Source organism: Nitrosospira sp. TNL300, assembly GCF_055385915.1.
Genome location: NZ_AP041005.1, coordinates 1,683,448 through 1,702,122, shown reverse-complemented (window position 1 = coordinate 1,702,122; position 18,675 = coordinate 1,683,448). Strand labels below are relative to the sequence as shown.

Annotated in this window: 17 protein-coding genes; 8 read left to right on the top strand and 9 right to left on the bottom strand. The window is 53.4% G+C overall.

Translation table 11 applies throughout. From position 1 onward, the window contains the following. The first annotated feature begins 245 nt into the window (after positions 1 to 245). Positions 246 to 1,754 carry a pyruvate kinase gene (pyk, locus tag ACZ5BW_RS07875; protein ID WP_464538676.1) on the top strand — a complete coding sequence of 503 codons (1,509 nt, stop codon included), beginning with the start codon at positions 246 to 248 and terminating at the stop codon, positions 1,752 to 1,754. 29 nt (positions 1,755 to 1,783) lie between these two features. Here pyk and ACZ5BW_RS07870 read toward each other — a convergent pair whose 3' ends face one another. Next, entirely contained in the window at positions 1,784 to 2,875 is a 1,092-nt protein-coding gene (locus tag ACZ5BW_RS07870; protein WP_464538674.1) for a diguanylate cyclase, read from the bottom strand. 146 nt (positions 2,876 to 3,021) lie between these two features. On the opposite strand from ACZ5BW_RS07870, the gene ACZ5BW_RS07865 reads away from it, so the two are divergent. After that, the gene (locus ACZ5BW_RS07865) at positions 3,022 to 3,705 is read left to right on the top strand and encodes a hypothetical protein (RefSeq protein WP_464538671.1); all 684 of its coding nucleotides are present in this window, start codon (positions 3,022 to 3,024) and stop codon (positions 3,703 to 3,705) included. On the opposite strand, the gene ACZ5BW_RS07860 is transcribed toward ACZ5BW_RS07865, so the two are convergent. Then, complete coding sequence (locus tag ACZ5BW_RS07860; RefSeq protein WP_464538669.1) at positions 3,665 to 5,167, bottom strand: FAD-dependent oxidoreductase; 1,503 nt, start codon at positions 5,165 to 5,167, stop codon at positions 3,665 to 3,667. The genes ACZ5BW_RS07865 and ACZ5BW_RS07860 overlap by 41 nt on opposite strands. 469 nt (positions 5,168 to 5,636) lie before the next feature. On the opposite strand from ACZ5BW_RS07860, the gene ACZ5BW_RS07855 reads away from it, so the two are divergent. After that, positions 5,637 to 6,911 (top strand): O-acetylhomoserine aminocarboxypropyltransferase/cysteine synthase family protein, encoded by a 1,275-nt coding sequence (locus tag ACZ5BW_RS07855; protein WP_464538667.1) that lies wholly within the window; start codon positions 5,637 to 5,639, stop codon positions 6,909 to 6,911. A 13-nt stretch (positions 6,912 to 6,924) separates the two neighbouring features. On the opposite strand, the gene ACZ5BW_RS07850 is transcribed toward ACZ5BW_RS07855, so the two are convergent. After that, the gene (locus tag ACZ5BW_RS07850) at positions 6,925 to 7,320 is read right to left on the bottom strand and encodes a MarR family transcriptional regulator (protein ID WP_464538664.1); all 396 of its coding nucleotides are present in this window, start codon (positions 7,318 to 7,320) and stop codon (positions 6,925 to 6,927) included. Between the two features lie 174 nt (positions 7,321 to 7,494). Between ACZ5BW_RS07850 and ACZ5BW_RS07845 the strand changes: the two genes are divergently transcribed. Continuing rightward, positions 7,495 to 8,535 (top strand): fatty acid desaturase, encoded by a 1,041-nt coding sequence (locus ACZ5BW_RS07845; RefSeq protein WP_464538662.1) that lies wholly within the window; start codon positions 7,495 to 7,497, stop codon positions 8,533 to 8,535. 123 nt (positions 8,536 to 8,658) lie between these two features. On the opposite strand, the gene ACZ5BW_RS07840 is transcribed toward ACZ5BW_RS07845, so the two are convergent. The 4 genes from ACZ5BW_RS07840 to ACZ5BW_RS07825 form a co-directional block, all read right to left on the bottom strand. Beyond that, positions 8,659 to 9,549 (bottom strand): alpha/beta hydrolase, encoded by an 891-nt coding sequence (locus tag ACZ5BW_RS07840; RefSeq protein WP_464538660.1) that lies wholly within the window; start codon positions 9,547 to 9,549, stop codon positions 8,659 to 8,661. A gap of 217 nt (positions 9,550 to 9,766) precedes the next feature. Continuing rightward, positions 9,767 to 10,906: an RNA-guided endonuclease InsQ/TnpB family protein gene (locus ACZ5BW_RS07835; RefSeq protein ID WP_464538657.1), complete on the bottom strand. Its 1,140-nt coding sequence runs from the start codon at positions 10,904 to 10,906 to the stop codon at positions 9,767 to 9,769. Positions 10,907 to 10,909: 3 nt separating this feature from the next. After that, positions 10,910 to 11,323: an IS200/IS605 family transposase gene (gene tnpA, locus ACZ5BW_RS07830; protein WP_464538655.1), complete on the bottom strand. Its 414-nt coding sequence runs from the start codon at positions 11,321 to 11,323 to the stop codon at positions 10,910 to 10,912. A gap of 84 nt (positions 11,324 to 11,407) precedes the next feature. Then, complete coding sequence (locus ACZ5BW_RS07825) at positions 11,408 to 13,504, bottom strand: PAS domain-containing hybrid sensor histidine kinase/response regulator (RefSeq protein WP_464538653.1); 2,097 nt, start codon at positions 13,502 to 13,504, stop codon at positions 11,408 to 11,410. A gap of 460 nt (positions 13,505 to 13,964) precedes the next feature. On the opposite strand from ACZ5BW_RS07825, the gene ACZ5BW_RS07820 reads away from it, so the two are divergent. The 3 genes from ACZ5BW_RS07820 to ACZ5BW_RS07810 all read left to right on the top strand — a co-directional run bounded on the left by ACZ5BW_RS07820 (position 13,965) and on the right by ACZ5BW_RS07810 (position 17,127). Next, positions 13,965 to 16,409, top strand: coding sequence for a PAS domain-containing hybrid sensor histidine kinase/response regulator (locus ACZ5BW_RS07820; RefSeq protein ID WP_464538651.1), 2,445 nt, complete (start codon positions 13,965 to 13,967; stop codon positions 16,407 to 16,409). Positions 16,410 to 16,411: 2 nt separating this feature from the next. Next, a complete protein-coding gene (locus tag ACZ5BW_RS07815) occupies positions 16,412 to 16,672 on the top strand; it encodes a hypothetical protein (protein WP_464538648.1) in 261 nt (86 codons plus the stop codon). A 203-nt stretch (positions 16,673 to 16,875) separates the two neighbouring features. Continuing rightward, positions 16,876 to 17,127 (top strand): KGG domain-containing protein, encoded by a 252-nt coding sequence (locus ACZ5BW_RS07810; protein ID WP_464538646.1) that lies wholly within the window; start codon positions 16,876 to 16,878, stop codon positions 17,125 to 17,127. 213 nt (positions 17,128 to 17,340) lie between these two features. Here ACZ5BW_RS07810 and ACZ5BW_RS07805 read toward each other — a convergent pair whose 3' ends face one another. Both ACZ5BW_RS07805 and ACZ5BW_RS07800 read right to left on the bottom strand, forming a co-directional pair. Then, positions 17,341 to 17,445, bottom strand: a complete 105-nt coding sequence (locus ACZ5BW_RS07805) for a transposase (RefSeq protein WP_464538643.1) — start codon at positions 17,443 to 17,445, stop codon at positions 17,341 to 17,343. A 37-nt stretch (positions 17,446 to 17,482) separates the two neighbouring features. After that, complete coding sequence (locus tag ACZ5BW_RS07800; protein WP_464538639.1) at positions 17,483 to 17,590, bottom strand: transposase; 108 nt, start codon at positions 17,588 to 17,590, stop codon at positions 17,483 to 17,485. Positions 17,591 to 17,769: 179 nt separating this feature from the next. Here ACZ5BW_RS07800 and ACZ5BW_RS07795 point away from each other — a divergent pair, with 179 nt between their 5' ends. Then, positions 17,770 to 18,645, top strand: a complete 876-nt coding sequence (locus tag ACZ5BW_RS07795) for an RNA-guided endonuclease InsQ/TnpB family protein (protein ID WP_464538637.1) — start codon at positions 17,770 to 17,772, stop codon at positions 18,643 to 18,645. The last annotated feature ends 30 nt before the right edge of the window (positions 18,646 to 18,675 follow it).

Sequence of the window (18,675 nt, the reverse complement as noted above, 5' to 3'; positions counted from 1 at the left end):
TGGAGTCTTCCGATATTTTACATCTCGTGCCTGAAATCCTGCTAAAAGGTGCACGGCATTATTGAGTCGGCGAGCAAACAGTACAAACGTCATACCGGCGAAAGCCGGTATACGGTGACGTTCAAAGCACGCCATTACTGGTTTGGGCTGGATTCCGGGTCAAGCCCGGAATGACGAGATTCATAGTGTTTTCTGGCTGAATCAATAGGAGACCGAGTGGAACCAGATCGATTGGAACATACGTCATGACGCCATGGCATCGAACCAAAATTGTTTGTACGCTGGGCCCTGCAACGGATGCATCCGGAGTTATCGAAGGTCTGATTAGCGGAGGAATGGATGTCGCTCGCGTCAATGCCTCGCATAGTGATCACATCACACATTCGCGCCGCATCGAACAAGTTCGCCGGGCGGCAAATGAAGCCGGGCAACCTGTAGCTATTCTTGTCGATCTGCCCGGTCCAAAGTTTCGTCTTGGCAATCTGCCCAATGACTGTTGCAGACTGGCTGAAGGCGCTATCGTTACGCTTGTGGAAGAGGGCAGGGCGGTAGAGGCGGCTACTGATGATACGGACGGCAGTCGGTTGCCGGTGCGCGACCCAGCATTACTTCAGGCGCTGCGTGCAGGGGAGCGGGTGTTCCTGGCTGACGGATCGGTCGAGCTTTGTGTAGAGGCCGGGGCGACGGCTCAGCCTGGATTCGACGCAACCCGGGTCCGATGTGAAGTTCTTATCGGCGGTGTTGTGCGCTCCGGGTCCGGTATCAATGTTCCTGAATCGGCCCTGCTTGAGCTCGTTCCGACTGACGATGACCGTCAACATCTTGCCTTTGCGCTTTCCCGGCAGGTGGAATGGATAGGAATTTCCTTTGTTCAGTCAGCTGATGATATCCACCGTGTGCGTGCGCTGCTTCCTTCCACTGGTGGACCGCTCGTGATGGCAAAGATAGAAAAGCGCAAGGCACTCGTCAATCTGGAGGAGATTGTGGAGGCAGCCGATGGGGTAATGGTGGCGCGGGGAGACCTGGGGGTGGAAACCGATCTCGCCGAAATTGCGCTGATACAGAAGCGGATTATATCGGTGGCGAACGCTCGGGCACGTCCCGTAATTACCGCTACCCAGATGCTCGAATCCATGGTGGCGTACGAGCATCCGACACGTGCAGAGGTAACCGATGTGGCCAATGCGGTGCTGGATGGTACAGACGCCGTGATGCTTTCCGCCGAAACGGCAATCGGGCAGTTTCCCGCTGCGGCTGTGAGGATTCTTAATCGGGTGATTGCCGCTACCGAAGCAAGACATAACAAATCCGGCAAACTCGAGAATGCGGCCTGGTATGACAAGCGCGCGTTGAATGAGATGCAGTCCGTCAGCATATCGGGCTCGAAACAGGATAATCTTGGCTTTTCCGCTTGTGAGCTTGCAGTACGTATGGGCGCCCGGGCTGTGGTTGTTTTCGTTCAATCCTTGGCAGCAGCGCTGGAAGTTGCGCGTTTCCGGCCGCAACTGCCCATCGTTGCGATCACCGGTTCTGCCACGCTATATCGCAGCCTGGCGCTGGCTCATGCGATTGCACCGCTTTTATGCACCGAATGCAACGCTACTGCCGAGCCTCGAAGTTTGATAACGAAGGCAGGGGTCTGGTTGTTGGCACAAGGATTGGCGCGGCCGGGGGACGAAGTCGTTCTTCTGACCGGGTCACAGATGATTGACGGAAAACTGGATACCTTGCAGATCGTTCAGCTGGCTTCCTGATTCAATTCATTCGGCACACTACGCTTTGCTTATTGACGTTCCACCATGTCGTCCGTTGTCACTACACGATTACGGCCTCTTTTTTTCGCCTCATACATTGCCGCATCTGCCCGCTCAAGCAGTGATTCTCTGGATTCCCCAGGTTTCAGCATTGCCACGCCCAGGCTGATGGTAATGTGGATGTTAAGTTTTTTTATGTGAAATGGCGTCCTCATGACTCCCAGGCGTATGCGTTCGGCAATTACCTTCGCCAATTCGAGGTCAGTGTCCGCCATAATGACGACGAACTCCTCCCCGCCGAACCGGCCGATCATGTCGAAGTCGCGGGTCGCGGATTTTATACGCCTCGCCAAATGCCGCAGCACCAGATCACCGACCATGTGGCCGTAGGTATCATTGATTTTCTTGAAGAAATCTAGATCCGACATGATGAGGCACAAAGGGCTGCGTTCGTGGCCTCTACGCACCGCTCGTTTGATGTGGTGTTCGAGAGACTCCATGAGCCTTCTGTAGCTCATCATGCCTGTCAGTTCGTCGGTCCAGGCTCTTTGCTGCAAGCGCGATGCTTCTGCGCGCAGTTTATCCAGCTTTTCTTCCAGCTCGTAGAGCTCCGGAAGGCGGTAACCTTCGGCGGCAAGGTACAAGTCAAGTGCAGTGAGATTGAGGATGACGTTCAGAAGTGCTCTGTTTTTATCCGCATTAAGATCAGATTTGTCCGACAGATTGTCTATCAGCGCCTGCTGTATCAGAAAGGAAGGAAGCTGCAAGGCTCCCAGTGGGATGTTTGCACGCGCGAAAGCAGCAGCCAGCGCCAGCCGCTCTTCAAAATAACCTGGAGTAGCAAAATTTTTGCCAAAGGATCGCAAGCGATATTTCCATTCCTGCTTGAAGGCTTCGGTACCGATATCCCTCTCGATCAGCTCAAAACTATCACTGCCCGCAATTACGGCAAAGCAGGAATTGATTATTTCATCGACCCTTTCAGGGATGATTTCGGTCAGCAGGCTGCTTGCGGCTACTTTTTCATGATCCGCATCCAGTCCCAGCAAGGAAAGCGCCTGCTGGATTCGGTCTTTGTCGAATCCGAGCGTTGCGCAATGCGGCGTTGCTTCGGTATTCACTTATTTGTGGACGATCGTGTGCGAGAAAATCCTGTGGTTGAGCGGTTGCGACGTAAAGGATAACGCATTATTCTCCCTCATTGCTATTCTTACTATTGGTTTCCTTATCTGGCCAGGAGCCAAACGCAGCCCTTCTGGAGTTTTTTATGAATATCAGCCGTAGAATAGTACTCGGCTCTGTTATTGCTTCTTTTGCACTGGCCGGCTGTACTTCGCCAAAAAAGTCTTTTCTGGGGGCATCTTTTCCCAAGGTAACCTATAGGGACATCGCGGAACGAAATGTACCGCTTCGGTTAAAGCTCAGTGTCGAATTTCAGCGCAATGGCAAACATTTTCCCAAAGGCGATATCCCCTTGAAGGACTATGCCAACGCAATACTCAGGGATACGCGGGTAGTGGTACCAGTGCTTGATCGGGCGGAGGGAGAGGTCAGGGTGGTCTTGAATAACATCGCTGACAGCGGAACGGTCGCGTCGGAGGCTGCACGAACGGGATATCCGCTGTGGGTGACTGGCAAGACGATTACGGACGCATATGAATTATCCATGTTCATCACGACCAAGGAGGGGACGATCAGCCGGACAGGAATAAAACAGGCTGTCCATACCGCGATTGGCAATATGAGCATACCGGAGAATGTGCTGAGTTTTCCTCAGGACCAGGCCTTCGGAAAAGTGCTGGAACAGATGATTCTGCAGGCGCTGATGGAGATGCAGCAAAGTGGAGAGCTTACATGGTTGAGTTTACCAGTTATCGTTTTATCGGAAGAAACGACGCATAGGTATTGGCTTAGTGCCCCGGCAGAACATGTCTTCGGAGCGGTTCGGTAGCCGGCCCCTCGATTACCGCGCCATCGGGCGCGAAGCGGCTTCCGTGACAGGGGCAGTCCCAGCTTTTTTCCACTGCGTTCCAATGCACCCTGCACTTCATGTGGGTGCATACAGGCGAAACGGCAAACAATGTACCCTCGGCATCTCTGTAAGCAGCCAGCGATTCGCTCTCGAATTTGACTATCGCGGCCTTGCCCGGCATGAGTTGAGACAGTGGCATAGCCTCCCGGTCGGTGATGTAGTCCTTGATGAAGGACTTCATTACCGTGATATTTTCCTCGACCATGCCCTTTACGCCTTTTACCGGTTCAAAGCGGCTTGCCTTGACAAGCGGAGCAAAGACATTGTCATGCCCCGCAATCTGGTCAGCAATGAGTGAGGCCGCAAGAGTTCCATAGGTCAGGCCATCGGTTTCAAATCCGGTCGCGATGAAACAATCCGTTGCATCGCGGCCGATATATGGCAGACCGTCGGCAGCCCTGTAATTCTGGGCTGACCAGTGGTAATCAATTTCCTTCATGCCAAGATATTCGCTTGCTGCCGTTTCCAGCCGGTCGATGCTGGTCCTGGTATCCTGCTGTCCGGTTTTATGCTCTTCGCCGACACAGATGAGGTATGTCGTATCCCCGGCATCCAGAGTACGAACCGAAAGCCTCTCCAGGCCGCTGCTCCAGAAGATTCCTGCGGGATATGCATCCCTGGGGATGCGCATGGCAAGTCCGTATTCCCGGTTCACTATCATTTCGGTCTGCACGAGATGAATACCCTTGGGCGAGTGAGTTGCAAGCACGATTTCCCTGGCAGTTACTTTGCCGTTAGCGGTACGTACGACACGCTGATCCGCATCCACTTCCAGGACCATCGAATTTTCGAAGATGCGGCAGCCCTGTTTTGCCGCCTGCTGCGCGAGTTCGCGGACATATGTCTGCGGATGGAACTGGGCCTGGTTATCCAGGACCAGCACTCGTCCATGTGGAGCGGGAAAAGGATGCGGAAGCTTGTCTTCCAGACGCACCGATAATCCTGCATTGAGCGAACCTTCGTATTCCTGTTGCACGCGATCCTTTCCCCCTGCGGAGGTAGCGTAGCGGTGCAATGGGCAACGTCGAAATTCGCAGGGGATATTGTATTTTCGCACCCGCTCCTCGATCTGATCCACTGCCTGGTGTCGGGCAGTGGTGACAGCATGAGCAACATCCTTGCCCCATCGCTCGACGATGGGATGAATACCACGGCTTAGGGTTTCGTAAAGGTTGCCAGTGGAGTTTCCTGTGCTGCCGAAACCACAATCACGCGCTTCCAGCAACACCGTTCCGATGCCTTGCTCAGTCAGATTCAAGGCCAGGGATACACCGGTTATGCCGCCGCCCACAATCACGACATCCGTGGTGAGTTCTTCCTGCAACATCGGGAAACCGGCAGAAGGCGCCGTGGCACGCCAGACAGAAGTTGTGTCCATCATGTATTCCTTTTTTATGCGACATTTTCAAGTTACGGGTATCGGCTTACCCGACCCGACCCGACCAGTGCTCAGTGCTCAACTTGCTCACGCATTGGCAAGCGGCTTTTAACAAATTCTCTTCCCGTTGAACAGCGGGATGTGGAAGATTGCTCGTTAGCATTAATGATTCTCCGGGCTCTTTCTGTACGCTACGACACAAAGCACCTGCCAGAAATCAATGGGTCGGAGTACTCCGACCCATTGATTTCTGGCAATCGTTCCGAACCTCTTGATCACTGCTGCCATCGTATCCCGGGAAAAGTCAGCGAGATCGGAAATATCGGGTTCCCCGACAGTTTTCGAGCCATGGCTGCCTGTGCAGCTTCATGCTGCTGCTGATCATGCCGTTTTATGAGATCATCGGGTGTCATGAGAAGCTTGCCGAAGATATTTATTGTGGTTGGGATGGGTCATTATGGAAAAGAACGGTATGAAACTGGAATCTCTGGCATTGCATTACGGATATAAATCAGAAGCCTCGACGAAGGCTGCGGCGGTACCGATTTATCAGACGACTTCCTATACGTTTGATAATACGCAGCATGGAGCTGACCTGTTTGACTTGAAGGTGCCGGGAAATATTTATACCCGGATAATGAACCCTACCAATGCGGTGCTGGAGCAGCGTCTGGCAGAGATGGAGAGTGGAGTGGGTGGATTGGCGGTTGCGTCAGGCATGGCTGCAATTACTTACGCCGTCCAGTGCATCGCCAATGCCGGCGACAACATTGTGAGCACCAGCCAATTGTATGGAGGTACGTACAACCTGTTTGCGCACACTTTTCCCAGGCAGGGAATCGAGGCGCACATGGTATCGCACGATGATTTTGATGGAATCGAGCGATGCATAGACGATAAAACCCGGGCAGTTTTTTGTGAATCCATTGGAAACCCCTCGGGAAATGTTGTCGATATCGAGAAGATCGCCGAGATTGCCCACCGGCACGGTGTGCCCCTCATTGTTGACAGTACGGTTTCCACCCCTTATCTATGTCAGCCTTTCAAGCTCGGAGCGGATATCGTTGTGCATTCGCTGACGAAATATATCGGTGGACATGGTACGACGGTCGGAGGAATGATTATCGATTCGGGGCAATTCGACTGGGTAAAGCATAAGGACCGCTTCCCCTTGCTGAACGAGCCTGACCCTTCATATCATGATGTTGTTTATACAGAAGCATTTGAAGCGGCGGCCTTTATAGGTCGCTGCCGGGTTGTGCCACTGCGCAACACTGGCGCAGCGCTGGCGCCCCACAGCGCATTTTTGATACTACAGGGACTGGAAACGCTGGGTTTGAGAATGGAGCGGCATTGCGAAAATGCCTTGAAGGTGGCGCAGTATCTGGAAGCGCATCCCGTCGTTGAGCGCGTTAATTACGCAGGTTTGCCCAGCAGTAAATATCATGATCTGTGCAACAGGATCAGCAAAGGGAAAGCATCCGGCCTGTTGAGCTTTGAGATCAAGGGGGGAGCGGTTGCCGGCAGCGAGTTTATCGATGCCCTGAAGATGATCCTGCGGCTGGTCAATATCGGCGATGCCAAATCGCTTGCCTGTCATCCTGCAACAACCACTCACAGGCAGTTGAGCCCCAATGAATTGAAGGCTGCGGGAGTTTCACCGGGTCTCGTGAGGATATCGGTTGGAATTGAACATATTGACGATATCATCGAGGATATCGGGCAGGCGCTTGATGCCATTACCTGACTTTACGCTGTGTTCAATCGGTCCGCCAGGACGCCTCCTGAAGCATCGAGATGGAGTGGTCCAGGAAAAGTTCGATTTTGCGCCTGAGATCGGTTGACATCGTGATTTGCCTGGATCGCTGATCTTGAAGGTCCATTCGCTCGATGAGCAAGCCGTGATCAATGGCAGTCTGGATATATTTGATTGCTGTCCGCTGACTGATGTGCGGCATGAGCTTATATAACTCGGATTTGCGGAAGGTGTCCTCTGAACTGTTAATCTTGAGCCACATCTGCGTGAAAAGGTCGTAGTAATTCAGGTCATGGAAAAGTTTGTTTCCAAGAACCTCTATCCAGTACTGATCGAGATCTGTCAGCAGTTGAACGAACTGGCGACGCCGGGCGTTTGACTGTTTATAAAGTCCGGTCATTTTTCCTTTCTTTTCCTTCCCTTTGTTTTGGAACCATGGGTTTTATTATAGCGGCAGAATAATACATATATACATGCACTTTTGCATGTATAATTGCGATATATATAAGATTTGACATGCCTTCCAGGCGGCTTGCGGAGGCGCGAAGGGATAACTGTTGAGAGCTATAAAACCATGTTCACGAAAATCGAGAAAACATACTTTCGCTATAAAGGGAGCTTGCTTCCGAGCGTTTCAGCCCTGCTGTATTGCCACTTGAGCTATCTGGGAGGATTCGCGCTTATCCTGTCCCTGCACCCGGTTCTTATGATGATCGGCACATTTGCCGTGGCTCACGGTATGGTGATTGCCTCGTACCTGATTCACGAGTGTGGCCACAATACGCTGTTCAAATCACCGCAGCATAATGCGCTTCTGGGTAGCATGCTGAACTGGTTGACCGGCGGTTGCTATGGCACCTTCGCAGATTTGCGGGAAAAGCATATGCGGCATCATGTGGATAATGCGGATGTGGTCGAGTTCGACCATAGGGGTTATCTTGCCCGTCATCCCATCCAATGTAAATTTGTGGAAGTGCTGGAGTGGCTGTATGTGCCCGCTATAGAGCTTCTTATGCACGGTGTGCTCGTTTTTGCGCCATTCATCTTCGAGGAGAAAAAAGATCAACGGCTTCGTACAGCACGAATTATTCTTGTCCGATTCAGTCTGCTTGCGGTGCTGTTCCTGTATTCTCCATTTGCCTATCTATGTTACCTGATCGCCTATATCATATTTCTGACAATCCTGCGCTTCATGGATGCGCTTCAGCATAATTATGACATTATTATAGGATTCGATAACGATGTAGAATTGGTGAAATACCGGGGTGACCGGAATTATGAGCAGACTCACACATTCAGCAACCCGGTTTCGATCAGACATTCATGGTTGAATCTCATTACTCTCAACTTTGGCTATCATAACGCCCACCACAGTCGTCCGACCATGCCCTGGCATGAGTTGCCGGAGCTGCACAAGGTGCTGTACGGGGCACAGTATGAGAGCAGGGCGCCATTTATCATCCCGTTCCGGAAACAACTTGCCAGCTTTCATAAGAGCAGGGTTGCGCGCGTAATGGGTGATGACAGGGAAGCCCAAGGGAATCTTTTCGCACATCGGCTCCAAGATGGTTCCGCCGTCGGCGCGAACGGTGTATCTTTCCTGACCCCGTTCTAAAAACTGCTGCTAACGCCGCGAGTTCCTTTGCGGCAATGGGCACTTCTTTTATCGCTTTATCGCTAACGTCATTTGCTATGGACAACCAGGGACGATCGCACGATTAACAGTCAGATCAGAGCATCAGTTTCGCCTTGGCAAGTACCGGTCCAGAAAATCCAGTATGCGATTTTCGTATTCCCTGCCTGCGTAGGTATGCATATTGAAATGTCCTCCGCCCGGAACAATCCATAATTCTTTTGGTTGACGGGCAGCAGTAAACAGCCTTTCGGTTTCCGCTACTGTCGTATGCCGATCGTCAGTCCCCGAGATCAGCAGAAGAGGAGAGTTGAGATTACCGATGCGATCGATCGGATTCAACTCGTCACGATTTGCATCGAGACGAAAGGAGAGCTGCCATAGCAGCAAGGGGGAGAAAACCGGCCCGAAGTTTCCAAGGTGAAGTCTAAGACGGTTGTCCACCGCTTCCTCGATGGTAGGATGAAGGGATTCGAGCACCACGGCATCGAGCCGCAGTGGATTTTTCGAGAGCACAATAGCGGCTGCACCGAGCGAGACGCCAATCGCACCGATCCGTTCGCCGGGAAAGGTATTACGTAGCCAGGCGATAGCCGCTTCCACATCTTCAGCTTCGCGGACGCCGAACGTAATGCGCTCTCCCGGCGTTTCACCATGTGCCCGTAGATCGATGAGGAGGGCGCTATATCCCTGCCTGTTCAAAAATCGGGCGCGGCTCAGCATTTCCACCCGATTGCTCCTGAGAGAATGAACTAGCAGTACCGCACCAAGCCCGCGTACCCCTCGTACCAGCCATCCATGCACGTTCGAGCTTGCCTCGCGGGCATCGGTGTAGACGGGAATCTCCACCGGTTCGACCGGCAGGTCGATCGAGAGAGTATTCACCGCCGTGGGTACTGCTCCAGACAAGAGTTCACCCACCCCAAGCGCTGCCAGCAGGATGACAGCAACGCAGGAGGAAAAGAAAAAAATCCCGATCAGAATCCAGCGACGCATTTTCTACGAAAATAATACTGTAGTGGTGACTGGATACCGGCTTCCGCCGGTATGACGTTTGTACTGCTTGCTCGCAGACTCAATAAAGCATTTAGAGATTGACCGTTTCCGCAGGAGGGGAAGGTTGAGAAGGCCTATTCTGGGCCGGAACGGCGGGAATAAGGAGCAGGCCAGATCCAGCCGCACTGTAAATAACCCACGACTAAAGTTGCAGGCTTTATTGTGAAACATGGATATTGCCAACCACATTCCCAACATAAGGCGTATTTACAACCGCCCTTGGCAAGACAGCGGTCCTGCCAATCCGGGCAAGGTTTCGACTTGCATTCAAGTCGGAGTGCGCCCGGAGACCACACGAACACTCGAAACGATGCCTGGCGCGTTTGCCAATGTCCCCACATTCCGCGCACGTCTGGCTGGTGTAGGCAGGATTGACGTACTCAACCGCCATTCCTGCCGCGCTGGCCTTGTATTCGACAAAGGTTTGCAGTTGGCGGAAAGCCCAGCGGTGCAGCCTCCCGCGCACCCTTTTCCCCGCCTTGATTCTGGCCCGGATGTGAGTCAAGTCTTCCATCGTTATTTTGGCAACGCCCGCTACTACAGCCGCATGGACGATGGCTTTGCTCGTTTCGTGATTAACGTGTTTCACGCGCCGCGCTTCCTTGCCGGAGACCTGCCGGAGCCTTTGTATCGCGCTCTGGCTGCCGTTGGACTGGAGACGGCGGCGCAGGGCAAGGTAACGGTCGCGTCTGTCCCGCAGTTGATCGCCGCCAAATACCTTGCCCAGGCTGATGGCTGCGAGATTATTTTCCCCGACATCCACGCCCATCACGGGACCGGATGCTACTTGTTCCCCATCGCCGGATTCGACGACGAGATTGAAGAACCACTTACCTTTACGGAACACCAACTCAGCTTCCTTCGGCGCTCCGCCCTGAAGGATGCGGCGCTGATGCTCGCCCAGCATCAAAGGGACGACGATACGGCCATTGAGAGTGTTGAGCGAAACAGTGTCGCCTTTGATGGTGTAGGTGCGCTTGTCGTAATGCACGCTGCCTTGATCGAAACGGATTGTGGGCACTGGCGCATCCTTGCTAATGCGTCCAGGTTCCTTTTGTGCCCTGTATGCCTTGCATACCGAGAAGATGGCATTGCAGCACATTTGGCTGCCCAAAGGCGTTGCTTCCCTCAGCATCGCATAGCCACGTTGATGCAGCCCCACGCGATTCCACAGTCGATGTTCCCGCACCAGCGGCACAAGACGGTTGCACGCCTCCGCATAGGCAATGCGCACGGCACAAAGCACTTCCGCCTGCTCAGGCGTTACGTTCAGCCGAATGGAGGCTGTGCGCATCATGGCTTATCGTCTCTTCGTCACGTGTTCGGATCGCTCGATGTAGCGGCGGATGGTTTCGGCGCTGACGTTGCCTGCCGTGCCAACATAATAGGACGGAGACCACAAGTTGCCATCCCACAACCGCTTCTTGAGAACAGGGTACTTCTGAAACAGACGGCGTGCAGTCACGCCCTTGAGTATCTTGACTGCATCGGCCACGGCAATGGCGGGCGGGATGCTGAGGAACAAGTGGATGTGATCCGGCTGGATTTCCCTGGAGATCATCGGCCAGGCACGTTCCGCGCAGATTGCATCCAGCATCGCTCCAGTTTCTTCGGCTACCGTTCCTGTCATCACATCGTGCTGGTACTTCGGACACCAGATCACATGGTATGACGTCTGATAGGCACAATTCCTGTTAGTTACTACTTCAACCATATGGGCAATTCTACACCACATGGTACGCTTTGCGTACCCGCAATTCCTCCCGCGACTGAAGTCACAGGTTTCCTTGCGAGAGTTCTATGAAACCCGCTGCCGCTTCCATCCGACCAGACTGTCGATGGAGGCAATCAGTTCGTTTGATTCGACAGGCTTGGAGAGGTGCATCTGATAACCCGCCATCATTGCACGGGTACGATCTTCCGAATGAGCGAACGCGCTCAGTGCAATCGCTGGTGTCTCCCCTCCGTGGATTGCAGGAAGCCTTCTCACTTCGCGAATAAGCTGGTAGCCGTCTTTTTCCGGCATGCCAATGTCGCTGATCATCACATCCAGCGTCTGGCTTTTCAGTATCAACAGTCCTTCCATGGCGTTTGCTGCGGTGATGACCTCAGCCTGGTGCTGCGCGAGCACCTTATGGATGAGCTCGCGCGCATCCCGATCGTCGTCAATGACGAGAATCCTCATGCCGGATAGGAGGGTATTGCCATCCCTCTTGGTGGAAGGTGTGGCGGCAGACAACTGTTGTTTATCCATGCCGTCCTTGATGGGGGCGGGTGGTAAGGTGACGATAAATGAAGCGCCCTGACCTTCTCCCTTGCTCTCTGCGCGAACCGTTCCACCATGCAGCCCCACAAGCTGCTTCACGATGGCAAGTCCCAAACCCAGGCCTCCATGATTTCGGGTGAGGGAAGAGTCGGCTTGCCGGAAACGATCAAAAACGTATGCGAGGAATTCAGGTTTGATACCCACCCCGGAATCTTTTACGATGACCCTAAGCTGCGATGCGGCGTGTTCCACGACTACCTCTACAGTGCCGCCGTCAGGCGTAAATTTGACAGCATTGGAAAGAAGGTTCCAGATTATCTGCTGAAGGCGATGGTTGTCACCTAGAACCCATCCTGCAGTGGCATCGATCGTTCTTAGGATACATATTCCTTTAGTTTCGGCTGCGGGTGCAACAGATTCGACTGCTGCCTCGGCTATTGCGCCGAGGTCCAGTTCCTGCATATCCAACCGGATCTTGCCAGAAATGATGCTGCTCATTTCAAGGAGATCTTCGATAAGCTTGTTCTGCGCCCGAGCGTTTCGCTCGATGGTTTCCAGACCCCGCTGAATGTCTTCGTTTTTCATTGTTCCCTGCAAGATGAGCTGCGACCACCCGAGAATGGCATTAAGCGGTGTTCTGAGTTCGTGGGACAGGGTTGCCAGGAAATCATCCTTGATGCGGTTCGCGCGTTCGGCTTCGCTTCGCGCAATCCGTTCATTTTCAAGGAGCTGTTTTTTCTCTTCGTTCGCGCGTTTGAGCGTATCGATATCCGTGTTCGAACCGACCCACATGGATATATACCCTTTCGCATCGCGCCGTGCCTGTGACTGAAGCAGGTGCCAGCGGTAAGTGCCATTTGCCTGGCGGAAACGGCACTCCATCTGCAGATGCTCCCCGGTGTTGAGCGAGTGTTGCCAGCGCCGCACGCACTCCGGGATGTCATCGGGGTGGATGAGCTTGGTCCATTCCCAGCCCTGCATTTTCTCAGGGGCAAGACCAGTGTAATCCTTCCATTGCTGATTGAAATAATCCACCGCTCCATCCGCGCGCGCAGTGAATATTTTCTGCGGCATGGCCTCAGCCATGAAGTGTAGGCGCTCGGTACTTTCCTGCAGCGCATCTTCGGCATGTTTACGCGCCGTGATATCTCTAAAGCTCCATACACGGCCTACGCATAACCCTTTTGCATACTGAATCTTCGAAAACCGTTCAAACACCCGGCCATCGGCAAGTTCCAACAAGTCGTACGTTTCAGGCGGCCAGGTAGCATATATTTCCTCTATCCTCTCAAGATATTGCTTCGGGTCGGCCAAGTACCTGCAACTGAGCTTCTGCAGTTGCCTGTGCTGACGCAATTCAACGATATCGGGGAGCTGAATCTGCCACATCTGTAGATACCTTTCGTTGTAGCGAAGCAGGTGGCCATACTCGTCGGTAACCAGAATTCCGTCGGCAGTGGATTCTATGGTTGCTCGCAGGATAGATAGTGACTCATCAAGCTGCTTCGTCTTATCCTGAAGGGCTCTTTTGACCTGCTGGAGCTCATGCTCGACCCGTTGGCCGGCCTGAAGTACGGCGTTTGTATGCAAGGTAACTGACTGCGGCAGGCTTTCATCATTATTATCCATTATCTGTTTTATTCCCCTTTATGAAGTTTGTCCAAGCCAGGGTGGCTTTAAGCGGTAATCACCGGCAGCAGACACACGTGTAAACTGACCTTCAACTGTTCAAGAGTTTTGACAGTCATATATAGAGGAGGTTTTATTTATTGGGTCTCTGCAAACTCAAGACTGCCCCTGACCGCTGGCCGTCATGAATGATTCAAACAGGACTTGAGGGGGATCCTGACTTGTTGATGTCGTGGCTGTGCGCAGAAGGAGGGGAAGTGTGTTCCTCGTGTATGGTGTGGCGAGAATTGGAGCATTTTACCGGACATTCGCATTAGAGCGTCTCCAGATCATATTGAAGTCAGTCATGAATCGGAAATTTGGAGAGCTTCGTTCAGGTTCCGGAGCATGAGTTATGCTAGGCTTTGAACAGGATTCTCAACAATGCGTAATATCAATATTGTGTCAGAAAGAGGAAGGGATGAACGAGCGGGAAACCAAAAGCTCTACAGATCTGCCCGGGTGGCTTCGAGGCAGCGAAATGGGTGAACTGATTTTTGCCCATGATTGGATCGATTCGGGTCTTGGACCTATATCGGTATGGTCGCCTGCTCTTCGATTCGCAGTCAGTATGATGTTGCTGATGCCTTCGGCCGTCCTGTTACTGTGGGGACCGAAACTGATACAAATCTATAACGATGATTATCGCAATCTGATGGCTGCCAAGCATCCGGATGGATTGGGACAACCCGTTTCGGAGTGTTGGCCAGAGGTATGGCATTTTCTTGCGCCCATCTGTGAGGGGGTGATGGAGCGGTGTGAGTCCTTCAGCTTTGATGATCAACCGCTCGTCATTAATCGAACCGGAAACCCTGAAGAGGCTTTTTTCAAACTCACCTACAGCCCCATCCCCGATATCAAGGACAGCTTTTCCAGTGGCGCTTCCCCAGATGCGAAGCAAACTGGAGTGTCGGGTGTGCTGGTGACGGTAACCGAGACAACGGAGCTTGTCCGGGCACGTGCTCATGAAGTGGAGAAAATCAGGTTCAAGGAGGCATTGGCTGAGCAGGCGCTTCATGAGAGCGAGCAGCGCTTCCGCCGGGCACTCGAGATTGAGACGGTCGGAGTTATTTTCTTCAATAGCGAAAATCGGATTACTGAAGCGAACGACGCCTTCCTGGAGATGAGCGGCTTCAGCCGGGAAGATGAGCGAGCAGGGGTGCTGCGATGCGATGAGCTAACCCCGCCGGAGTGGCAAATGACTACTTCCCGGGCTGCAGAGGAACTCAAGGCAATGGGACGCACCGCCCCTCATGAGAAGGAATTATTTCGCAAGGATGGCTCCCGCTGGTGGGCATTAATCGCGATGAAGCAACTCAACGGCAACGAGGCGGTAGCATATGTGGTCAACATAACGGAACGCAAACGCGTCGAACATAGCCTGCGCGAGAGCGAGGCAAGATTCCGTGCGCTGGCCGAGGCTTCCCCAGCATTGATCTGGCAGGTGGATCCACAAGGAAATGCGGTTTATCTTAACCAGCGCTACCACCAGTACATGTTTGGGAAGAGTCTGGAAGAGCTGATGCCGACCGGATGGCGCCGAATTCTCCATCCTGACGATGCACCGGCGTATCTTGCCGCATTTGAGCGGGCGCTGCATGACCGCGCGCATTTGAGACATCGGGTCCGGGCCAGGACAGCCGAGGGAGAGTGGCGCTGGCTGAAATCGTATGCCTTGCCGTGGTTCACCGCCAAGGATGAGTATGCCGGACATGTGGGCATATCGATAGACATTACTGAAGCAGTAGCTGCGGAAACTGCTCTGCTGGAGGCCGACCGTCGCAAGGATGAGTTTCTGGCTACGCTGGCGCATGAGTTGCGTAATCCGCTTGCACCGATTGTCAGCGCGCTGACACTCATTGCACGCCCCGATGGAGCGGCCGAAATACCTCGTCTGTTGCCCGTCATCAGCCGGCAGGTCAACTACATGGTTCGACTGGTGGATGATCTCCTGGAGATATCGCGCATCACCAGCGGAAAGGTTGAATTGCGCCAGAAACCCACTGATCTGGCCATTGCCTTGCACAATGCAGTCGAGGCCAGTATGGATCAGATAAGGGAGAAGGAACTCGAATTGAGCGTATCCATCACCGATACACCTTTGATTGTGTATGGGGACATGGTGCGCCTGGAACAGATCTTCGCGAATCTGCTCAACAATGCTGTGCGTTACACCGGGAGGGGTGGGCAGATCTGGCTTACTGCCCGCCAGGAAGACTATAAAGCTGTCGTATCCGTGAAGGACAATGGTATAGGAATATTACCGGGGATGCTGCCGCGTTTATTCGATATGTTTGCGCAGGAGCGGCGCAGCGGCATGGGCACGCAGGAGGGATTGGGCATCGGTCTCAATCTGGTGGACCGCCTTGTCCAGATGCACGGCGGCAGTGTCGAAGCCTCGAGCGAAGGGAAGGATAAAGGCAGCGAATTTACAGTGCGCCTGCCTTTGTCCGAGATTACTACAGATAGAAGAAGTGGCCAATCCACGAAGGTGACTTTCGCACCGCATGAACTACGCGTGCTGGTAGTCGATGACAATCAGGACGCTGCGGAGGTCCTGTGTATGTTGTTGCAATCAATGGGAGTGGATGTCAAAGCAGTGGATAGCGGACCTGCCGCACTTGCCACGATTCCCCATTACCTGCCTGATGTGGTTCTGATGGATATCGGTATGCCGGGGATGGATGGTAACGAGGTAGCACGACGTATCCGCGCGCAGCCGCAGTTCAACAATATAAAGCTCATCGCGCTGACCGGCTGGGGTCAGGAAAAGGACCGACAGCTGTCGCACGAGAGCGGCTTCGACCATCATCTGACCAAACCGGTAAACTTCAAAGTCCTGACAGAACTGATTGCTTCGATCTAACCGTGCGTTTTGTCTTCCAGGTTGTCCGGCTGGTCTTCGATTCGGGTGAAAGTAATTGCAATTACCGGTGCATCAAGCGGCGTAGGCCTTGCTACAGCAATGCTTGCAGCAGAACGGGGGCAAAGCGCGTTCTTGTTGCCCGTAGCGCTAAAACACTCAAACATCTGGTTGCAAGGATAGCAAACGCGGGAGGGCAGGCTATCGATGTTGTCGCAGATGTTGCCGATCGGGAAAAAATTCGCCTCGCGGTACAAGCCGCTTGATTTTTTGGGTTATGTGGGACTCCGTACATAAAACAGCAGATATGCCAATTAAGATGAAATTCGTCTCTGTACCGGAACCCTTCACAGGTCCTTAAATAGCCAGAGATATAGCAGAGATAAGGCTTCCGAAGACATGACAGAACATCTGGAATGTAGGCAGATGTTCAACGGGAATTCTCAATATTTTGTACAAGGAGGTAAACATGCCTTCATCAAAAAGCGGTGGTGGCAATACCAGCAAGCGGGGTTTCGCTTCCATGGATCAGGAGAAACAACGGGAAATCGCGAGTAAAGGTGGAAAAGCGGCTCATGCAAAAGGCACTGCCCATGAGTTTTCTTCGGAAGAGGCCCGCGAAGCCGGACGGAAAGGTGGCGAAGCATCTCATGGAGGTGGAAGAGGCAGCTCTTCAAGCCGTGGCAGTTCATCCAAGCAGCATGGCAAGGCAGGTAACTGAAACGAACAAAATCATTAGGGAGGGCTTGCTCAGAGATTCCTCAAGTGAAAAAGGTGAGTCCATTTATCTTTTTTCATTCTGAAATAATCAGTCAGGGATTGACCATCGGTTGCAAGCAGTAATCAATAACCGTTTTGATCAGTTGCGGCAAACCTCGCCCTTCAGGGCGGGGAAGGATAGCGCAGACTTTATTGCCCTCCTTGCTTTTGCCGTTCAACGCGGCGTCTGCTGCTGTTCGATGTACTGGCGGATGATCTCAATGGGGGCTCCACCACAACTTCCGGCGAAATAGCCTGGCGACCACAATGCGCTGCCCACAACTTCTTGCGGATGCCCGGGTAGTTCTTCTTGCGGATCATGCGACTGAGACGCCTTTGAGGCTGTTCACCAGGCTGGAGACGGACACCTTCGGTGGATAGTTCACCAGCAGGTGAACGTGGTCACCCTCGCCGTCGAACTCCACAGCTCCGCCTCGAAGTTGGCGCAGACACCTGAGAAGATGCCGCACAGCTCGTCGAGGATTTCCTTGTGAATACTTCGCGGCGGTATCCGGTCACGAAGACCAGGTGAACGTGCATCAGGAAAACGCAGTGCTGCCCGTGCCGCATATCGTTTTCATAGGCCAGGAGTATAATTCCGGCCATGCAACGCCTCCAGGCCTTCAAATATGAACTCATGCCCGATGGCGACCGGCAGCGTCAGATGCGCCGCTTCGCCGGGTCGTGTCGTTTCGTGTTCAACAAGGCGCTGGCGTTGCAGAAGGAGAACCACGAAGCGGGCGGCAAGTTCATCGGCTATGTTGCGATGGCAAAGCAACTGACGGCCTGGCGCAACAGCGCCGAAACATCCTGGCTGAAGGATGCGCCCGTCCATCCGCTGCAACACGCACTCAAAGACCTCGAAAAAGCCTACAAAAACTTCTTCGAGAAGCGCGCCGACTTCCCGCGCTTCAAGCGCAAGGGGCAAGGCGATAGCTTCCGCTACCCCGATCCGGAGCAGATCAGGTTCGATCAGGTCAATGGCCGCATCTTCCTGCCCAAGCTGGGCTGGCTGCGCTACCGCAACAGTCGGAAAACGCTGGGCGAGTTGCGCAACGTCACCGTCAGCCTGAGTGGCGGCAAATGGTTCGTCAGCATCCAGACGCGCCGCGAGGTCGAGCAGCCGCTTCCGCACGGCGGCGCGGTCGGTATCGACATGGGCATTGCCCGCTTCGCTACGCTCTCCGATGGCAGTTATCTTGCTCCACTCAACAGCTTCAAGCGGCACGAGGTTGCATTGCGCAAAGCGCAGCAGGCCATGAACCGCAAACAGAAGTTCAGCAGCAACTGGAAAAAGGCGAAAGCCAGGGTCCAGCGCATCTATACCCGTATCGGCAATTGCCGCCGCGACTATCTGCACAAGGCCACGACCACAATCAGCCAAAACCACGCGATGGTGTGTATCGAGGATTTGCAGGTTCGCAATATGTCCAGGTCAGCGGCAGGCATAAGCGAACAGCCGGGCAAGAACGTTCGGTAATCCCCCCGGAAAATAGCTGTGATCGGAAGT

Excerpts from the sequence above, each read along its gene's own strand:
- ACZ5BW_RS07795 (WP_464538637.1), top strand. The coding sequence starts at position 17,770 with ATGCAACGCCTCCAGGCCTTCAAATATGAACTCATGCCCGATGGCGAC.
- pyk (WP_464538676.1), top strand. The coding sequence starts at position 246 with ATGACGCCATGGCATCGAACCAAAATTGTTTGTACGCTGGGCCCTGCA.
- ACZ5BW_RS07845 (WP_464538662.1), top strand. The coding sequence starts at position 7,495 with ATGTTCACGAAAATCGAGAAAACATACTTTCGCTATAAAGGGAGCTTG.
- ACZ5BW_RS07835 (WP_464538657.1), bottom strand. The coding sequence starts at position 10,906 with ATGATGCGCACAGCCTCCATTCGGCTGAACGTAACGCCTGAGCAGGCG.
- ACZ5BW_RS07810 (WP_464538646.1), top strand. The coding sequence starts at position 16,876 with ATGCCTTCATCAAAAAGCGGTGGTGGCAATACCAGCAAGCGGGGTTTC.
- ACZ5BW_RS07840 (WP_464538660.1), bottom strand. The coding sequence starts at position 9,549 with ATGCGTCGCTGGATTCTGATCGGGATTTTTTTCTTTTCCTCCTGCGTT.
- ACZ5BW_RS07860 (WP_464538669.1), bottom strand. The coding sequence starts at position 5,167 with ATGATGGACACAACTTCTGTCTGGCGTGCCACGGCGCCTTCTGCCGGT.
- ACZ5BW_RS07825 (WP_464538653.1), bottom strand. The coding sequence starts at position 13,504 with ATGGATAATAATGATGAAAGCCTGCCGCAGTCAGTTACCTTGCATACA.
- ACZ5BW_RS07850 (WP_464538664.1), bottom strand. The coding sequence starts at position 7,320 with ATGACCGGACTTTATAAACAGTCAAACGCCCGGCGTCGCCAGTTCGTT.
- ACZ5BW_RS07820 (WP_464538651.1), top strand. The coding sequence starts at position 13,965 with ATGAACGAGCGGGAAACCAAAAGCTCTACAGATCTGCCCGGGTGGCTT.
- ACZ5BW_RS07855 (WP_464538667.1), top strand. The coding sequence starts at position 5,637 with ATGAAACTGGAATCTCTGGCATTGCATTACGGATATAAATCAGAAGCC.
- ACZ5BW_RS07865 (WP_464538671.1), top strand. The coding sequence starts at position 3,022 with ATGAATATCAGCCGTAGAATAGTACTCGGCTCTGTTATTGCTTCTTTT.
- tnpA (WP_464538655.1), bottom strand. The coding sequence starts at position 11,323 with ATGGTTGAAGTAGTAACTAACAGGAATTGTGCCTATCAGACGTCATAC.